The organism is Cytobacillus sp. IB215316 (assembly GCF_033963865.1).
Classification (GTDB): domain Bacteria; phylum Bacillota; class Bacilli; order Bacillales; family SM2101; genus Nanhaiella; species Nanhaiella sioensis.
Window position 1 is genome coordinate 25,394 of sequence record NZ_JAXBMC010000022.1, and the last position, 18,268, is coordinate 43,661.

The following is an 18,268-nucleotide window of genomic DNA, read 5'->3' on the forward strand; positions in this document are numbered from 1 at the left end:
GCTTTAACATAGATTATTTCATTATATAGTTATTAGAAACTAAAGTGATCTTCAGTAAATGGTACTAATCTGTAAAAGGATTAGTGCCTTTCTTCATTTTAGGTCCATGTTTGTATTCAAAAAAGATGTAGAGAAAATCATTCTCTCGTTCCATGTCCTGTAAATTTTTTATACATTTTAATGTAAATTTCTGAATTATGTAAACTTAATTTTACATTGATTACACTGTCTTTCTGAAGTAACATTCACGAATATTACTTTTTACAATAACAGTATTTTGAGTATTCGAAAAAATAATAACTTGGCACATAGTTTGCATTAATATACATTGAAAGAAATTATTATGAATTATAAAAAGGGGGAAATAAACAATATGTTAGCCTTGTTATGGAATTAACTAACAAAAATGTTTTTCTGTTAAGCCGATTGGCTTGTTTTAATACCTCTCTTTGAATCTATTGTATCAATTTTCACCGCAATTCTATTATTCTTATTCCTCATATTAGAACCTTGTCTATACCATGCACTGAATATACAGCATTTTATTTTTTGAAAACATAGTAAAAATTTAGTGTTTATCTAATTTAATTCCTTATTTCATAAGCTCGTAATTAAAAAACAGAACATTAGGAGGACTAAATTATTGAAAAAATTAAATAAGAAAGTATTAAAAAAGGTAGGTAGCTCATTTCTCATAGCCAGCTTGTTACTTCCTGTAGGATATAATGCATATGCACAAGAGAAAAGTAAAGCAAATTATGACCAGATGCTTGAGAGTGGTTTCGAGACTAAACAATTATATGAAAAAGCATTGGAAAGTGAAAAAACAGTACACGTTAAAAATGCAGATTTTTTAGATCGAATACGTCCAGATGCCCCTATATCTGAAAGCCAGAATGACAATGGTAGTTTTACCATTTCTGCAGCAGCTTCTTATTCGTTTTATGATTTGAATAGAATGAGTGATGCTGAATTAGTAGATACTTTAGTCTCAATGGAATCAATTGATGATATTGCAGATTTTTGGAGCTATAGTATGGATGTAGTGGATTTCTATGGAGATCAACAGCGTATTCGCTATTTATTAGATGAGATTGAATACTTAGGATCTCGATACACTGCGAATGATGATAGAGGACTCGCTATTTTAATAGAAGTGGTGAATAAAGGTTTTCTATATGAGTTTGATTATGAGGACCCTGAGATGGCTTATATGAGTGACTTTTCATTTAGGGAAGAAGTCACACCTGCAATTGTTTCTGTTATGAGAAATAGTAATTTTGAATTAGGAACAGCTACTCAAGATGCTGTTGTATCGAAAACTGGATTTTTTATTAGCCATGCAACGGTAGATCTCGCTTTATTTGAGGAAGCGCTCCCTATATTCCAGGATTATCATTCAAGAGTAAACATATATATAGAAGAAACATCAAAAAATTCAGCATTTTATGGTTTAATTAGTGGACTAGAATACGTTCAATACTGGACTTATCGTAACGGTCCATACAATTCTGAGAATGAAGTACCTTGGTATGGACAAATTGATTATTTCTTTAGTGAAATAGCAGAGATCATAACATTTAGTCAATTTGAAGGGACGGAACATGAGTGGCTAGTAGATAATGCCGTTTGGTTCATAAGTGAAGAGGGAAGATTTCATAGTAATACTAATTTTGTATTGGACACATTTGAACGTGCACTCAATGACTATCCGTATTACGGTATGATCTATATAGCCTTAGCGAAGAAAGTTTCAGATTTAGGTGGAAGCATTAATTATGATCGAGTCGTTAGAGATTATGAAGATCATTACTATGGAAATGAGTATGTCTTTGATGATGGGGAATTTGTCATTAAAGCAGGGGATAGAGTAACACAAGAAGAAATAGAAAGAATTTATTGGGCTGCTAAGGAAGAAAAGGCTCAATTCCATCGCTATTACGGAGTAGATGAACCAGTTGAACTGGGGAATGCAGACGATGTTCTTACAGCGATTATTTATAATGACCGTGACGAATACGATATAAATCGATATCTTAACAATGTTGATACGAATAATGGCGGGATTTATATTGAATCATGGGGAACGTTTTTTACCTGGGATCGAGAAGTACCAACCGATAGTATTTATGAACTTGAGGAGTTATTCCGTCACGAGTACTTTCATTATCTACAAAGTAGATATTTAATCCCTGGAATGTGGGGAAGTACTTCTCTATACGATTGGGATCGATTGGTTTGGGTGGAAGAAGGAGGCGGTGAATTCTTTGCTGGAGCAACAAGAACTGGAATTGACACTAGATCAACCAAAATTAGAAATATACATTCAGACCCTAGGGATCGCTATACGCTAGATGAGGTATTACATGGAACATATGGTTCTTGGGATATTTATGACTATTCATATGCTTTCTATGATTTTATTGCGAAAAAGCACATGGATATATTTGATCGAGTTCTTGAGCTTTTACAAGCAGAGGATGCTTCAGGCTTCGATCGATACATGGATGAATTGTCTCGTGATACAACTTTAGAAACAGAATACCAGGCTCATTTAGACGAGCTAGTCAGGGATGGAGGCCGAGTGGTTCTTGTTGGAGATGACTATACGGCGAACCATACAGATCGTGATTTGAGTACGATTGAGAATGATATTTTAAATGAAATTCCTTTATACAATATATTGAATAGGCAAAAAAGATCCGATCTTTTGAATACCTATTCGGTGGAGGGTACGTATGAAGGTGGAAGATCATACGGCTGGAGTAGTGACAAGGAAGCAATGAATACCATCGTAAACGATGTGCTGGGAAGCTTAGACACAAGGTGGAGTGGTTATAGAACTGTAACAGCTTACTTTGTGAATCATCGCGTAAATTCAAGTGGTAATTATGAATTCGATGTGGTGTTCCATGGTTTATTGCCAGGTGGAGCAGTTATAGGAACTCCACCAACAGCGTTCCTCGAGAGTCCAAGTTCTCCAGTAAATGTGAATGAAACTGTTCAATTTTATGGAGATCGATCCTCTGATTCTGATGGAACAATTATATCCTATACATGGAATTTCAGTGACGGAACAACGAGTAATGAAGCAAACCCTACTCATGTATTTACTTCTGCTGGTGATTACAATGTAACGTTAACCGTAGAGGATGATGACGGTTTAACGGACCGTGATAGTGTCACGATTACCGTTGGAGATGGTGGTGTTATTATACCACCAACGGACTTTGAATCAGAACCCAACGACCGACAATCCGAAGCGAATCAACTAGTTGATCAAATTAGTGGAACGTTAGATTACGCATCAGGTGATCACACAGATTGGTTCTATATCGATGTTGATACAGCAGGAGATGTAGCTGTTGACGTAACAAGTGTTGGTGGAGAAATAAATGTAGTTGTTGAGGATGAGGTTGGAAATGTCATAGCAAGACCATTAACTGATGGTACCTTTAATGTTCCAGCTGGAAGATACTATGTTATTGCTTATACGTGGAGTGGAGAGCTAACAGCTGAATACACGATTACTGTAAATGGAGCAGGAAATGGCGGTGGTGATGGAGGTACAACAACCCCGGATACAGAGACAGAACCTAATGATCGTAGATCAGAAGCTAACTTGCTTGATAGTAGTATAGAAGGCTCTTTAGATTATGATGCAGGTGATAATCAAGATTGGTTCTACTTTGATATAGATACATCTGGAAATGTTTTAATAGATGCAACCTCTGTTGGTGGAGACTTCAATGTTCAAGTAGAAGATGAGAGTGGAAACCTTGTAGCAAACCTAAGTGATGGTTCATTTAACGTATCTGCAGGAAGATACTATGTCATTGTGTATACTTGGTCAGGCCAACCTGTAGTAGATTATACCGTTCAAATAACAAAGTAAAAATAAGAAGTGAGGAGTTGGATGGGAGTAATAGGTTCTCACATCCCACTCTTCCACAATTTGGTACTAAACTGAAAGAGAGATAAGCGTCTTTTCTCATTTACCAGTGCATAAATTCATCGTTACAATATTTGTGTCAACAAGCCAACTATCAGCGTCTCTCCCATATTATCATCACAAAGTATTTATAAAGAATATGAAATATAACTTATTTGTTTGTTCATCTTACAAATTTGATTTTTGCAGGTAGTATATAATCATTCCAAGTGCGAGGGGAGGTAATGAAGTAATCATTAAATTCTTTGTCCATTTTAACCTCCACTTTTTATCTTCTTTATCTTCGCTATTTAGATTTGCTCTCATTCTGTCACCACTTACACCAAATCCCGAAATCATTATTCCAAGAAGAATAAGTATTGAACTGCACGAAAGTAAATAAATGTGAATGTATTGTACGTTACCATAAATATACGTTGAAATAATAATTATTAATATGAATAGGACACCAGTAAATAATGGTTTAACCATAAATCACACTCTCCTTAAAGTATCAAAAAAATTTTCATAATAAATAGTTTGGCTACTAGCCATTGAGTTACCTCATTCCCTGGTTTAACTTTTGTTTTGGACCATACTTTGTCTTTTTTAACTGCGAAATCCAAGGAGGAGTATACCCAAGATAAATCAGGGACCTCTTGTTAACTAGGCCAACTTTTTCAGCATAATAATCTAACATCTCAAAAACAGTGAATCGATGAAAATTCTCATATATGTAACCAGTTTCATTTCTTTCAATACCCAAAAGTAGCATTGTCGCTTTCCCAGCTTTATTGTTATGTTCATTAATAGAGACACTAAAATTTATATATTCGTTTGTGGGTTATTGTGTCTTTTGGTAAGTAAACATATTAGAAATCAGTTGAAAAAGTTTTGTATTAAGAATTCGATAAGCAAGTATGGGGGAGATTATGGGGAACATTTATAGGTAGTGAACCATACGATGGTCTTATTCACATAGACAAAGTGAACCTTCAGTTATATTATCGTTGAGATCAAATTAATAGTAAATAGAAGCATTTTATAAATGATATTAAGGGGACAGCTCCATTCTCTGAAAGTGGAAGGGCGTATGACGGTATTTGACTCATTGATGTTTGCTTTGCTTTAGTTGGACTTGTCGTTTCGATACTGGCCTTCAAGAAAAAAGACAACAAATAGACCACACTTAACGCTTTAGTCGAGCGATTGGTGGTTATTAAGCCGACTCTCAAAAGAGTCGGCTATTGTATGGACGTGGGTGTTGCTGCACCTTCGATTATTGTACAACCGATTCAAAGAAAAAACGCTTTTCCAAAGAAGAGAAATAATACTTAACTTATATGTAGTTTTTTTCTATGAAAAGAAATCGAGAAGCCCAAGTACTAGAGGAATTAGATCACCTAAAAATTGTAGTATTGCAATAGCGATATCCATATTTATCAAATCCTTTCTTTATTATTGAATAATATTATTATATAAGATAAATAAATTTTCGCAATATTTAAACTATAAAACAGGAGAATAAGACTAGCCTAATCGTTTTTACGATTTGTATAACTATGACAATATATTCATGTCGTTTGTAGCATTATTGTATATCATAACCAAATCTAGTTTATATAATAGCTACATATGATACGTATTAATTATAAAAAATAAGCTTGTAAACTATGTAATTGTAGAACAAACAGACTAAATATTAGACTCAAAAAAGGACATTTCTGTAGTAAAACAGAAATGCGCCTTTTTTCAGTGAAAAGTCAACATTCTATAAGCTTGTGTAATAGTAAAGTATTAAAAAATAACACAAAGATGCTAGATTAGTTAATATAATAGATCAAGAAGTATAAAACGGTTTATTCGTAGACACTAAGGGCTTAAATTTATGAGATCCAATTATAAAAATAAAATTATTGAGGGCATTCTTAATAAGTAGTTATTGAACTCTTAATTGTGTGTAGTTCTTGATATATCCATCAAAATAATTTCGAAAATCGTCATTCTCTCCATAGTAAATTCTTGAAAAATCGAGTGTGAATTCTCGGAAGGAAAAAGAATCAGAGGTTCTTATTTTATGGTTAGATCCACTTTGAACGCTAAGATAGTTAGTGTTCCACCCTGCACCTTTTTTAAGAATTCCTTCTAAGCTATGTGATAACTCTACCACTTCATATTTATCATTATGGAACATCCAATCATTTTTTAAATCTTAATAAAGTAATACACCCTCCATATCCAGAATGTAATGTTCAGAATCAAAATCCATTGTATATTGTTTCAGTAATGACTTAGTATCACCTACTGAGCGAAGTTACAATTGGAATAGAACAACTCTCTGGCCAGATAGGTGAACTTAATATACAAAATGGCTATTTACATAAAAAGTTGAATGCCTGGTACAAAGAATTTTATGTTAAAAGAAAAAGTTTTTGAGTTGGAAGACGAAATAATAAGATTAGAACATAAAAATAAGGTTTTGATTGAGCTGGGGTGATTATAAATAGAACAATAGTAATAACGACAAATTATAAGAACTATTCTGCAAGCATTCATGTTGGGAGGCGTTTCTTGGGATTATTGTTAATAAGAGATTGTTAGTTGATCAATTTAGTTATGCTTGTTGCGCTAATTAATATGGGTTATAGGGCGGCTAAATTTTGATGGTAATAGAATTACTGCTAAAACAATAAAGTAAATCCAAGCAAACAAAGAAATGACTAACGATATTATCATTTCGAAAATAAGAGATGAGAATGATAAGACGCTTAATGAATAGCAAAATAGAAGAGCGAATAAAGTACTAATCAAGATAAATTTAAGAGCAGATGCTTGAATAAATTTAAGAAATAATAAAGAAGGGACTACTAAAAAGAATACATAATAACCTGATAGAAATATTGGTATAGTAAAGTCTGTGAACAGAGGAAACTCGTTGTCTTTATAATTTGGCCAAAATCTTTGTAAAAGTGAAAATGATAATAAAGATGAAATGAATATCCAAATATAGAATTTCATACAACTCCTCCTTAACTAATTAGTATAGTAGTAACACAGAAGGAAAATAAAATCGGATTAAAAAACCTATCATGAAATTCAAACAAATGAGTGTGTATTTTTCCTTATAGATCAGACTAAATAAGCAATAGAATAAACACCCAGAACCTTGATATATTTCTAAGATAGATTTTCAAACGTTTTCCTCTGAACAGGTGTACCCCCTCAGCTGTAAAATAATTCATGCCACACAATCTAAATCCATCATGACGTCTTTTGTTAGGGATCTTTTCAAACTTTGTTGCTTACATTTGACGTAACTGATGTGTTTTATATGATTTTAAATAGTCTTTAAACAAGAAGAGATATCCCGAAAGGTAGCTATATTTGTGTTTAGCTCTTATTATAAAAAGCAATTGCGAAAACGAGCCGAATCACCCCAAATTACTCACATAAAATAGATCATGTCATACATAAGTAAGCGATTGTACCAACTATGTGATAAAGAAGAGAGTAAAAATAATACAACCCTAAAATAAACAATTTTGGGGTTACTTAAACGTTTACGGAGATACGTATCCAGTATATGTTCTTTTTAAATCTTCATTTAAGAAAGAAGTAAAAGTTCCTCATATTTTGAATGTCCCTATTATATATACTATCTACAAGCATGTAAAGCTTCATTTTAATGCTTAATAAAGTGTTTTTTTTCATTATTTTCACTATACAGATGCTTCGCTGATTTTATCATAAACATCCATAATAGGTTGCTACTAGCTAAAGATTCTAGATTTTATATATAATGTATCCACATCATGGAAATGAGATAATCTTATAAATTTGAAGGGGGGCGTTTATATCTAATAAATGCTGTTGATCTTAGAACCATAAACAAGTAGTGATTCTAATTTAGTGTTTATTTTAAGTATTTACAAAGTTAACTAAATGATAGGAGGATTTAACACTATGAAGAAATATTACATTGAATTGCCGTACATGGCTGTTTTAAAGGTTGAAGTTAACGCAGAATCAGGGGAAGAAGCACTCGAAAAATTAGCTGAGGCAGATAAAGTGAATATTTACAGAGACAAACTTGATGATATTTCTTTTATTGATGAAGATTGGAATTATCATGAACAAGTCACACAAAGAAGTATTTCAAATTCAACCCAGTATAATATGTTTATAGAAGAAGTGGAAAAAGATGACTTGATAAATGAGTAAAAAGATATATCATTAGGGCACTTATTAGCGCTGGTTGTAACTATTTCTGTTGAGATAATAGTAGTAGATGCTTTTACTTGAATGACTGATTCACCAAGAGAGAATTATGAAGTCGGAGTGAATGCAGTTCATGTCAAGGAGTTTGATGTTTGTTTAATAGGGGAATAAAGTTATTTACTATGGCGCTTTTCAGTAATCATACTGAGAGCGTTTTTCTTTACGTTTTGAGTAGATTAATTATAAATCAGGTAATTTTGGACTTCGCTTAAAATCGCTAGAAATAAACTTATTCGACACTATTGGTGATGGGGAATAAAAGAAGATTGCCAGCGGTTACGTGATAACATCAACATCATTCCTATTACATGAAGGTATCTACTTGTTTTACTAAAAAACATATAATTCTATAAAAGCTAATGTATATGTGTTTTTACAATTACATTGAATAATTATTTATGTTTGGGTTGTGAATAGTTTCTAGCTATTTAACTTTTATCACAGCAAATAAATATTTTTTTTATTAATTTTAAGAATAATCAGAAAAAATGTAGGCTAGATTACATTTTATTTCTTTAAATACAGGTATGCTATATAAAGTATTACTTATTATTGCAGCTGTAGTTTTAATAATGATCATGTAAAAAAATTAAAGGAGGGATTGATATGAAGTTGCCTTTACAAAAAGCTTTAATTGCAGGAAGTATTGGCGGTATCGCCGGAGGGATTGCATTCGGAATTGTAATGCAACTGATGGGGAAAATGCCAATGATTGCCTCAATGGCAAGTAGTGAAAGTCTAGCTGTAGGTTGGGTTATTCATTTGCTTATTAGTGTAATTTTTGGTGTATCATTTGGGGGTTTTGCTATAATTGTAAAAAATATTTGGCTACTTACTGTGATCTTTACAATTGGTATATGGATTTTAGGTCCATTAGTCGTTATGCCATTAATGATGGGAATGGGAACAAATATAGTAAATGCATTTACTCCCGATCAACTTATGAATCTAATGACACATCTATTCTTCTCAGTAGTGGTAGCTATTGTTTATAAATTTACTGTCTCAGAATCGAAGGAAAAGACCGTATCAGCGTAAACATTATATAAAACTAAACATTCACTTCTCAACTATTCAAGAGGGGTGAGTGTTTTTTGTCATGAATTTATTATTTAATATAAAATGGATAGGGTCATTTGGCGGATATTGAGGGGTAGGGAGGAAGTGTTTGAGAGATGATAGCTATGTTTATAGATCATGGTGGTACTATTAGATATGAACATAAAATTTAAATTATGTTATAATTCCAAGGAATACTCCAAACATAGCGACTAAATGGAGTGATACATTGTTGAGTTATTTAAAAGTATACAAAAGTGCTATTCAGGGGACGAATGCCTAAGTCAGTGATCTAAGTAGAACACCTACTAATGGAAGGTGGAGATGTCCGTCTTACAGTGGTTGATACAAATAAACAAAATCAATCGTGGTCCGGATATTTAGATGAAATATGCTAAATTGAAGTTGGAACTAGAAGTAATCGCTGAATAGAGTTTGGCGGTGAATTGGTTAAGTCGCTTAGAAAGCCTGAAGCTACATCAGTAGTAAAAACAAAACGGAACCCTGCCTCCAAAGATTAAATAAATTAATCTTGGAGGTAGAGCACTTGAGTAGAAAATCAGAAAATACGGCGTTTCAGTGTGAAAATTGTAGAGAACAAGTTACACCATTAACTAATGGTAGTTTTAGAAATCATTGTCCTTACTGTTTGTATTCAAAACATCTAGATATCCAACCAGGTGATCGGGCAAGTGATTGCTATGGACTAATGGTACCGATGGGACTTGATTATTCTTACAAGAAAGGCTATCAAATTGTTCATGAATGTACAAAATGTGGTAAGGTTGGTAAGAACAAAGTTGCCACAGATACACTGCAAGATGATCAAATAATTAATTATATGAAATCAATAGTTTAATAACATTCTACCTGCTATGTTTGGAGTGTGAATTTTAGTTTGTCATAATACCTTTTCTTCGTTGTTAAGGCTACTTTCACTCAAGCTGTTGCTTTTCCTACTAAGATAGAATCAGGTTTCATCTAGTGTTCATGGTATCTTTTCTGAAACCTCTATAGGTCGAGTAAAACCTCATCTACCTGTCTGTATAAAAAAGTAGTGGCATCTTCACATAATGAAGCGATGAAAAACATTGTTTTTTGAACCAAAAAAGCAACGAGACAGTGAAGCACAAAAAATAGGCCACTAGAATGGCAGCCTATTCTTAAGAATTTTAATTATTGTTGAATGAAGGTTTTGAGTGTATGAACTTCTCTTCACCTCCATTACTGAAGTTTAAAATTACCAGATGTTATATCTACAATTATTTCATGATCGCCAGACCCAATGGTTCCGATAATTCGGTCATTAGATTTTTCCTCATAGTTAACGCCATCTAATTCAACTTTACCATTACCTGAAGTAGCTTTAAAATTTATATAAAGTGATGATGGGGCTTTTTCGTATTCAATTTTCACATTACCACTTAAAGCATTTGCAGAAATATTACCAGAAGATTCCTCATTGTGTAAAGTAATGTTTCCAGATGAACTATGTGCAGTTACATTACCTACTACATTTGTTAAATACATGTTACCAGATGCTACTTCAAAGGATGAAGTAATTGCTTGCTGTTGATCTACTGTTATATTCCCCGATGCTGTTGATGTGTAAACTTTTTCGGCTTGCATGTCTTTCATTTTAATATTTCCTGATGCTGCTGACACGTTCAATTGATTTGTGTTTAATTGTTCAGCTTCAATATTTCCTGACGCTGTATTTATTGTTACTGATTCATATACCTTTGTAGGTAAATAAACTGAAACAGTAGTATCCACGATAGATACGCCAATATTAAAAAACGTGTTAGGGTCTTGAAATTCTACCTTTAACAAATCACCTTGTTCTTCTACATTAAGTTTAAATTTATCCTTCAGTTTTTCACTAACTCTACCATTCACCTCAATGATAAAGGAATCATCGTCAGAAGGCTGAACCTCAATATCAGTTGATGGGAAGTCAATGTCTATTTTCTTGATCTCTTCATTCTTTACTTCTTTTTTTTCAAGTAGATCTACAGTATTAAAGGATAAGCCACCTGTGGCATTTATTGAAACAACTGAACCGATTATTCCAATAAATAACACAACAAATAATCCTACTAACAGCTTTTTCATGCTGTTTTCCCTCCTTATATAATATGAGTATTAAATGTACACACAACTTACGTGATTAAAATACACCTGATGGAATAGCAATAACTTCTAATTTATTTCTATAAGCAAATATTTGTTTTGTTCGTCACTGTTCCTTTTGGTTTAAAAGTATCGTCAGAGTGTATGGTATTCAAACTTCTCCTGTTACTATGAAATCTCTTTTTACGAATTGAATGAAAATTTCTCATAACTTGATTATAAAATCTCTATGTTTTCTATGCCTATACTTAATTATTTTTATCATCAATCACCATTAACAATGTTAGTTAAGGTGTTTGTAAGACTACGCATTTTATCCCTATCTAAGGATTCATTATTACTTAAAATAATAATGACAAGTTCAGTATTAAGCTCACGATAAAAATTTGCTATAAATCCTGGTAAGTCTCCAGCGTGTTCAACTTTTTTTTCTTGGGTAAACCAACCATAGCCATAGTCATATTCAGATCCATATTCGAAGTTAGAAGGGATGTTAGTATAAGGAGCATACATCTTAGCTATAGTCTCTTTTTTTAGTAATTTTGCAGAATATAATGCTCTATCCCATGTTACTAAATCATTCATAGTTGTATATAAACCACTGGAGGAATGGGTTATATAATAGTCGTATTGAATAGGATAAAAATCATTTTCGGTATTGATTTTTTCATACCCTTGAGCTTTATTTTCTAGCACTTCCCAGTTAACACTGTAACCTGTATTTAACATCGCTAAAGGTTCAAAAATGTTCTTTTCTAAAAATTTATCATATGATTCTTCTGTGGTACGTTCTATGATCAATCCTAAAATTAAATAATTTGAATTGCTATATTCAAATTTTTCACCAGGATTAAAGTTAAGAGGAATGTCTTGATATATTGCAATTGCTTCTTCTTCGGTTATCGAATAAGGAATATTAGACCCGAATTTTTTTTCTAAACTCTCAGCAAAATACGGATGATCTGTACTTACTATTCCAGATGACATTGATAAAAGGTGATGAATCGTAACCCCTTCCCATTTAGAAAGATCAGGTAAATAATCTGTAATTTGATGTTCTAGTTCAAGTAATCCTCTTTCCTTTAGTAATAATATCGCTGCGGCTGTAAATTGTTTAGTCAAAGAACCTATGATGAATTTCGTATCTAATGTATTTGCGATATTTTGATCAAAGTCAGCCTTACCAAACGTATTAGAGTATATTTCTTCACCTCTCATACCTACATATACAGCCCCTGAAAAATTATAGTATTTTTCAAAGTGAGTCATCACATTATCCAATTTGGTATATACATCTAAGTCATTTGAATCTTGACTTACTTCTTGTACTTGAGCTGATGTAATGTTTTCTTCTGTTGACTTCTCAATAAGGTCTGTGTTTTCTGTAGTTTGACTTTCTTTTTTGGTAGGATTTTCAGCAGAACACGCACTTATAACAAGTAAAAGACTAATGAACACAATAAAAGAGCTTTTTTTCATAGAATCTCCCCTTGTGATTTTTTATCCACGTGAATAGATTAAATTTTTTCTAATAAGTTATCATCTTAAATACGGATTTGTATCGTAGAGGTTTCAATTTATTTCTTGGACATATAGTTGAATAAAGGATTGGAAGGATTGTATAGTGATGGAATTAATGTAACTGTGTATAGAAAAATTAAAGGGTAATCAAGTATGAGGTACCAATATTGTTTGTTATCTTACCTATTAACAATTATTAACAATTACCTATTCCTACACCTCCATTTTATATAATACGTTTTAAATGTATTATTGTTATAGTGTTCTATGTTAATAGTACACTAAGTTAATTTTATTGTCAATTTATTACTCTGTTTACTTTTTTAATACAAAGTTGATAATAAGAGCTGTAAGTATAGGTAGGCAAGATGATACATCTTATCATACTTAATCAGTAATATATTGGAGAGATGCGCCATTTTTTATTGCTTAGAATTTTGGAGCAACGAAAAAACAATAATATGCTAAAATCAGGATTAGATCGTAAAAAAGAGAGCATGGGGGGGATATGTGACTGTTGCTATTCATTAGAAGTAATGCGAGTGCCGGAAATACGTAATAAGAAGAACAAGTATTAACAATTTTCACCATTAATTTGTATGCTACTTGGTATTTCCGACTATCTTAAGATATACTACCTTATGTTAACAGGCCATATAGGAAAAGCTAGTTCGTTTTATGCTCCAATTTCCGATAAGCAAACGAGAGCAAGATGGCTGGTATGGTACAAAGTAGCATTCCAACAAATGCGTATGTTGATTCTATTTCGTATAAGTAACCTCCTAAAATTGTAAACACTGCAGTTCCCCAGCTAAGTGCGAATCCCGAGTAAATACCTTGCGCGATTGGAATCTGTTCATAAGGAATATTTTTATTTAAAAATTTCATAAAGGCATAATGCGCCATCGCGAACGAGAATGCGTGTAATATTTGTGAAATACTAAAAATAATGACATTCGGAAAAGTAAACACTATGATCCAGCGTATCGATGAACCAAGTGCTGCTAGTGTAAGTAAAGTAGCTACTGATATTTTGTAAAATCTTCTATCTGCAATTGCAAAGAAAATAATTTCAGCGATTACCGCAATGTTAATAATAAAACCGATTAAATAGTTTGGTGCATGTATTTCTTGTAAAAAAATATACCCGTAATTGTAATACGAAGCATGTGATGCTTGCAGTAATATCACTATGGCGAGTACTACAACAAAGTGGCTGTTCCGAAATAACTTTAGCATACCTCCTTTTATTGTTTGATCACGGTGTGATTTTTTTGATAAAACGTTGGGTGTTTGCATAAAGCCGAGGATCATGAAAACAACTACACCTAATAACATTGCCCATAAAATCACGTTATCCCCCATAAGATCGATAAAGATAGCTACGATTATACCAGCCAATACAAACCCAACAGATCCCCATAATCTACTTTTTCCGTAATTTTTCAATTCATTATTTTTCATAAGGACGCCAGCTGCACTGTCTAATGCAGGCATCAAAGTTGGATAAAAAACATGTAAGAGTATTGATACCACTAATAAGCTAGTAAAAGAACTAGCTGGAATACAGAAGAAAAGAACAATTAGTGTGCCGATTGAAGCACCATTTAATATTGTTTTACTACTAAATTTTCCTGATAATAATGGGAAAACAATTAACGATGAAATACCTCTTGCAATCAAACTTAAGCTCATTATTAAGCCAGTTTGAGAAATCGTCATTCCTTTTATATGAATCATCCACCCTGTCCAGTAAGGGAGGAAAACACCCCATGTCACAAAAAAACTAAAGAATTGTCTGCTCATCCACCGTTGCGTATTCATTTATATCTCTCCTTTGTTTGAATGATATAATGAATATGAATGTAATAATATGAGATATCTCATATTTTGAGGTGGATAATGAGAATTTATAAAGATGAGAAAAGACAACATTATTTAAAAGAAAGCTCTATTGAGGCTTTGTTTTCTTTTCCGCTTGACGAATTTATCGAGGTTCATGAATATAAAAGGGATGAATGGATTATTCAAGAAGGCAGCGTGCCAAATTTTTTATTTTATCTCATCGAAGGTAAAGCAAAAATTTATGTAACCCATCAAAACGGAAAAGTCTCTTTATTAAATTTTGTTAGTCCTAAGGAATATATTGGAGAAATGGAATTATTAAATGAGGTTTATTATACAAAAGGAATACAAGCATCTACCAAGACTATTTGTCTTGCACTACCTCTTCATCGATATCGTAAACAATTACTAGAAGATGTGGTATTTTTACGTGAACTAAGCAAATTATTAAGTTTGAAATCAACAATAATGGCTGCAAAATATTCACAAAGTTTATCATTCCCGCTTGAAAACCGCCTTGCGGAATTTATCTTAAATACCTCTGATGATGGCATCTATATGGAGAAGCACGTAACTGTTTGTGAATTTTTAGGTGTTTCCTATCGACACTTAATGCATGTACTTGCACAATTTTGCGATAAGGGGTTATTAGTGAAAGAAGGACGTCAATATCGTATAAAACAGCATAACTCACTATATAATCTTGCTGAAATGTTGTGGAATAAATAAGGGTCTCAATTTTTATTTTCATCACGATATGATGTAATAAAGATAATAGCATATTAAATGCTAGTATTTATTTGTATGTTGCCACCAAACAAATTAATGGAATGTAGGTTTTACATATAATTAATCTCTTAGATGTATATGTATTAATATTTTCGTATGAAAAGCAACAATGAGAAAACAAATGTTTGACATAAGAATCCTTATTATGACTTTCCGTTAGCATAAAGGTTGTTGATTTATTGTAAGTGTAGGATAATATATGGTAGTTTATTCGTTTAATGTAAATAATTTCATAAGAGGTGAAAGGATGGTTTCATGGAAAAACCCTATCCTTTTATTATCAGGGATAGGAATATCTTATTTAGGGAATTGGATATACTTAATTGCACTTAATATTTCTATATTAGATTTAACAGGATCAGCAGCAGCAGTTGCTGGTTTATATGTTATTCGACCTATCGCGATGTTGATAACTAATACTTGGGCGGGGAGTGTTATTGATAGAATAAACAAAAGAAGGCTGATGATTTTCATTGATATAGTGAGAGGTGCTTTAGTATTCTTAATTCCTTTTATTGAATCACTTTGGGTTATTTATTTTATCCTATTGTTAATTAATATGGTTGGTGCATTTTTTGGTCCAAGCTCAGCTGTATACATAACTAAATTGGTTCCGCCTGAAAATAGAAAAAGATTTAACTCGTTGATGAGTATGACAAGCTCAGGTGCATTTTTGTTAGGCCCAGCAATTGCAGGAGTACTTATCATGTACGTAGGTACAGATTTATGTATTTTCATAAACTCGATTACCTTTATCATTTGTTCGTTATTCATTTATCTTCTTCCTAATGTAGATGAGGACTTATCAAAAATTCGGGAACCGATTCGATTGAAAACACTAGTGAGTGATTGGAAGGAAGTTAGAGAGTTTGTTATAACAGCGAAGTTTGTTTTTATTGTTTATTTGTTGTTTCAAATTGCAATGTTAATAGGGTTTGCTTTGGATTCTCAAGAAGTTACATTTATTAAACAAAACTTAATGTTATCAGATCGAGACTACGGATTAATTGTAAGTATTACAGGTATTGGTGTATTAGCAGGATCGTTAATAGCTGCAATTGTAACTAAAAAGGTACAACTAAAATTTTATTTAGGGGGAGGAATACTTCTAACGTCTATAGGGTACCTGTTGTTTTATTCATCCGATAATTTTATAACTGCAACAGCTGCATTCGTCTTTTTAGGATTTTTTATGGCATTTGCAAATGCAGGATACGCAACCTTTTTTCAAAATAGCATTCCAGTTCATATAATGGGGAGATTTGGAAGCATAGCGGAAATGGTACAAGGAATAATTCAAATTGGTTTTACACTTATATTAGGGGCTCTTGCAGAATGGTTTTCGCTACAATTGGTTAGTGTTTTATTTTCAATAGCTGCCATATTATTTGCTGTCACTCTTTTGATTATCGTATCAATGCCATCCAAATCTACTTATTTCAAAGATAACATGAATGAAATAGCGGGTTAACTATTCGATCATATGCATGTGAAAAGATCTTAAAGTAGAAATAGTGAAGGGGGATTTGTTGTTATCACTTGATAGGGGATAGTAAATATTATCATGAGTACCGAGCTAGTAAAATAGTCTATTTGTTATTTCATTTCCATTCTTAAGTGGAACGTATAAAAGTATGATTTGATAATCTGCCACGAATATTGATTAATCGTAAACATATTATATAAAGGCTGTTTTCCTATTAGGTGTTACTTTTCGTTCTTACATATATGCACGTATACATCTAGCGCTGGTGGCAACTATTCTTCTCTAAAGACTATAACAATCATTTGCTACACATCAACGACTTAAGTGTAAGTAGAAAATAGCAACAAAGTTTACGAAAAGAGCTATAAAATATACTGAGAAATATAGAGGAGGAACATTTGGTGGATAAGAGATACCCTATTGGACATTTTGAATTTAATGGTGAAATTAATGCTAATGTGACTAATGATTGGATAAATGACATTGAAAAGCTACCTCAATTATTACGAGATTCTGTAAAAGGTCTAGATAATCAACAACTTGATACACCTTATCGAACAGGTGGATGGACCGTTAGGCAAGTAGTCCACCACCTTGCTGATAGCCATATGAATGCTTATATACGTTTTAAATTGGCTCTTACGGAAGATACTCCAGAAATCAGGCCATATGAGGAAGGGAAATGGGCGGAGCTCCCTGATTCCAAAATGCCGATAGATATGTCATTATCACTGCTCGATGCATTACATGTACGCTGGACTAAACTACTTCGTAGTCTACATGCTGCTGATATGGAAAAGACATTTATCCATCCGGATTCAGGGGAAGTCACCATCGGTAAGAATATAGGCATCTACGCTTGGCACGGTCGACATCATCTAGCACACATCACTTCGATATCTAGTCTCAAAGGTTCATGAAATTTATGAGCGAATACTTTTGAGAATGTATGGTAAGGTGATGTAGCTATTTATATGCTCTCATCGTCATAATAGGTGCAAATAATTTTATGATGTTGGAGAGATAAAGAATACTAAATTACCTGAAAAATAGAAGCAGTGTTGTTTATATTTCAGTAAGAATAACAATAATTAATGTAAAATAAGTAACAATAAAAAGAGGCTGGGACAAAACCCACCTCTGAGATGAAAAAGCCGGTGAAATTTTACAAGAAGTAAAATTTCACCGGCTTTGTTTATTTTGGAATTAAAATAAGGACCACTTCT

12 protein-coding genes are annotated in these 18,268 nt (G+C 32.7%); 7 read left to right on the forward strand and 5 right to left on the reverse strand.

Annotation, left to right across the window (positions count from 1 at the left end; genetic code table 11):
- Nucleotides 1–643 precede the first annotated feature (643 nt).
- Nucleotides 644–3,895, forward strand: coding sequence for a collagenase (locus SLH48_RS20760; protein ID WP_320259680.1), 3,252 nt, complete (start codon nucleotides 644–646; stop codon nucleotides 3,893–3,895).
- A gap of 225 nt (nucleotides 3,896–4,120) precedes the next feature.
- Here SLH48_RS20760 and SLH48_RS20765 read toward each other — a convergent pair whose 3' ends face one another.
- Nucleotides 4,121–4,423 (reverse strand): DUF5316 family protein, encoded by a 303-nt coding sequence (locus tag SLH48_RS20765; protein WP_320259681.1) that lies wholly within the window; start codon nucleotides 4,421–4,423, stop codon nucleotides 4,121–4,123.
- Between the two features lie 2,136 nt (nucleotides 4,424–6,559).
- Nucleotides 6,560–6,949: a hypothetical protein gene (locus tag SLH48_RS20770; protein ID WP_320259682.1), complete on the reverse strand. Its 390-nt coding sequence runs from the start codon at nucleotides 6,947–6,949 to the stop codon at nucleotides 6,560–6,562.
- Nucleotides 6,950–7,894: 945 nt separating this feature from the next.
- Here SLH48_RS20770 and SLH48_RS20775 point away from each other — a divergent pair.
- The 3 genes from SLH48_RS20775 (at nucleotide 7,895) to SLH48_RS20785 (ending at nucleotide 10,127) form a co-directional block, all read left to right on the forward strand.
- Nucleotides 7,895–8,152, forward strand: coding sequence for a hypothetical protein (locus SLH48_RS20775; RefSeq protein ID WP_320259683.1), 258 nt, complete (start codon nucleotides 7,895–7,897; stop codon nucleotides 8,150–8,152).
- A 663-nt stretch (nucleotides 8,153–8,815) separates the two neighbouring features.
- On the forward strand, nucleotides 8,816–9,247 hold the full coding sequence (locus SLH48_RS20780) for a hypothetical protein (protein ID WP_320259684.1): 432 nt from the start codon (nucleotides 8,816–8,818) through the stop codon (nucleotides 9,245–9,247).
- 568 nt (nucleotides 9,248–9,815) lie between these two features.
- Nucleotides 9,816–10,127, forward strand: a complete 312-nt coding sequence (locus SLH48_RS20785; protein WP_320259685.1) for an RNHCP domain-containing protein — start codon at nucleotides 9,816–9,818, stop codon at nucleotides 10,125–10,127.
- 365 nt (nucleotides 10,128–10,492) lie between these two features.
- On the opposite strand, the gene SLH48_RS20790 is transcribed toward SLH48_RS20785, so the two are convergent.
- From SLH48_RS20790 to SLH48_RS20800, 3 genes are all read right to left on the reverse strand, one after another.
- On the reverse strand, nucleotides 10,493–11,383 hold the full coding sequence (locus SLH48_RS20790; protein WP_320259686.1) for a DUF4097 family beta strand repeat-containing protein: 891 nt from the start codon (nucleotides 11,381–11,383) through the stop codon (nucleotides 10,493–10,495).
- 282 nt (nucleotides 11,384–11,665) lie between these two features.
- On the reverse strand, nucleotides 11,666–12,880 hold the full coding sequence (locus tag SLH48_RS20795) for a serine hydrolase domain-containing protein (protein ID WP_320259687.1): 1,215 nt from the start codon (nucleotides 12,878–12,880) through the stop codon (nucleotides 11,666–11,668).
- A 708-nt stretch (nucleotides 12,881–13,588) separates the two neighbouring features.
- Nucleotides 13,589–14,746 carry an MFS transporter gene (locus tag SLH48_RS20800; RefSeq protein WP_320259688.1) on the reverse strand — a complete coding sequence of 386 codons (1,158 nt, stop codon included), beginning with the start codon at nucleotides 14,744–14,746 and terminating at the stop codon, nucleotides 13,589–13,591.
- Between the two features lie 78 nt (nucleotides 14,747–14,824).
- Between SLH48_RS20800 and yeiL the strand changes: the two genes are divergently transcribed.
- The 3 genes from yeiL (at nucleotide 14,825) to SLH48_RS20815 (ending at nucleotide 17,962) form a co-directional block, all read left to right on the forward strand.
- Nucleotides 14,825–15,496, forward strand: coding sequence for a transcriptional regulator YeiL (gene yeiL, locus SLH48_RS20805; protein WP_320259689.1), 672 nt, complete (start codon nucleotides 14,825–14,827; stop codon nucleotides 15,494–15,496).
- A gap of 307 nt (nucleotides 15,497–15,803) precedes the next feature.
- On the forward strand, nucleotides 15,804–17,027 hold the full coding sequence (locus SLH48_RS20810) for an MFS transporter (protein WP_320259690.1): 1,224 nt from the start codon (nucleotides 15,804–15,806) through the stop codon (nucleotides 17,025–17,027).
- 413 nt (nucleotides 17,028–17,440) lie between these two features.
- Complete coding sequence (locus tag SLH48_RS20815) at nucleotides 17,441–17,962, forward strand: YfiT family bacillithiol transferase (protein ID WP_320259691.1); 522 nt, start codon at nucleotides 17,441–17,443, stop codon at nucleotides 17,960–17,962.
- Nucleotides 17,963–18,268 lie beyond the last annotated feature (306 nt).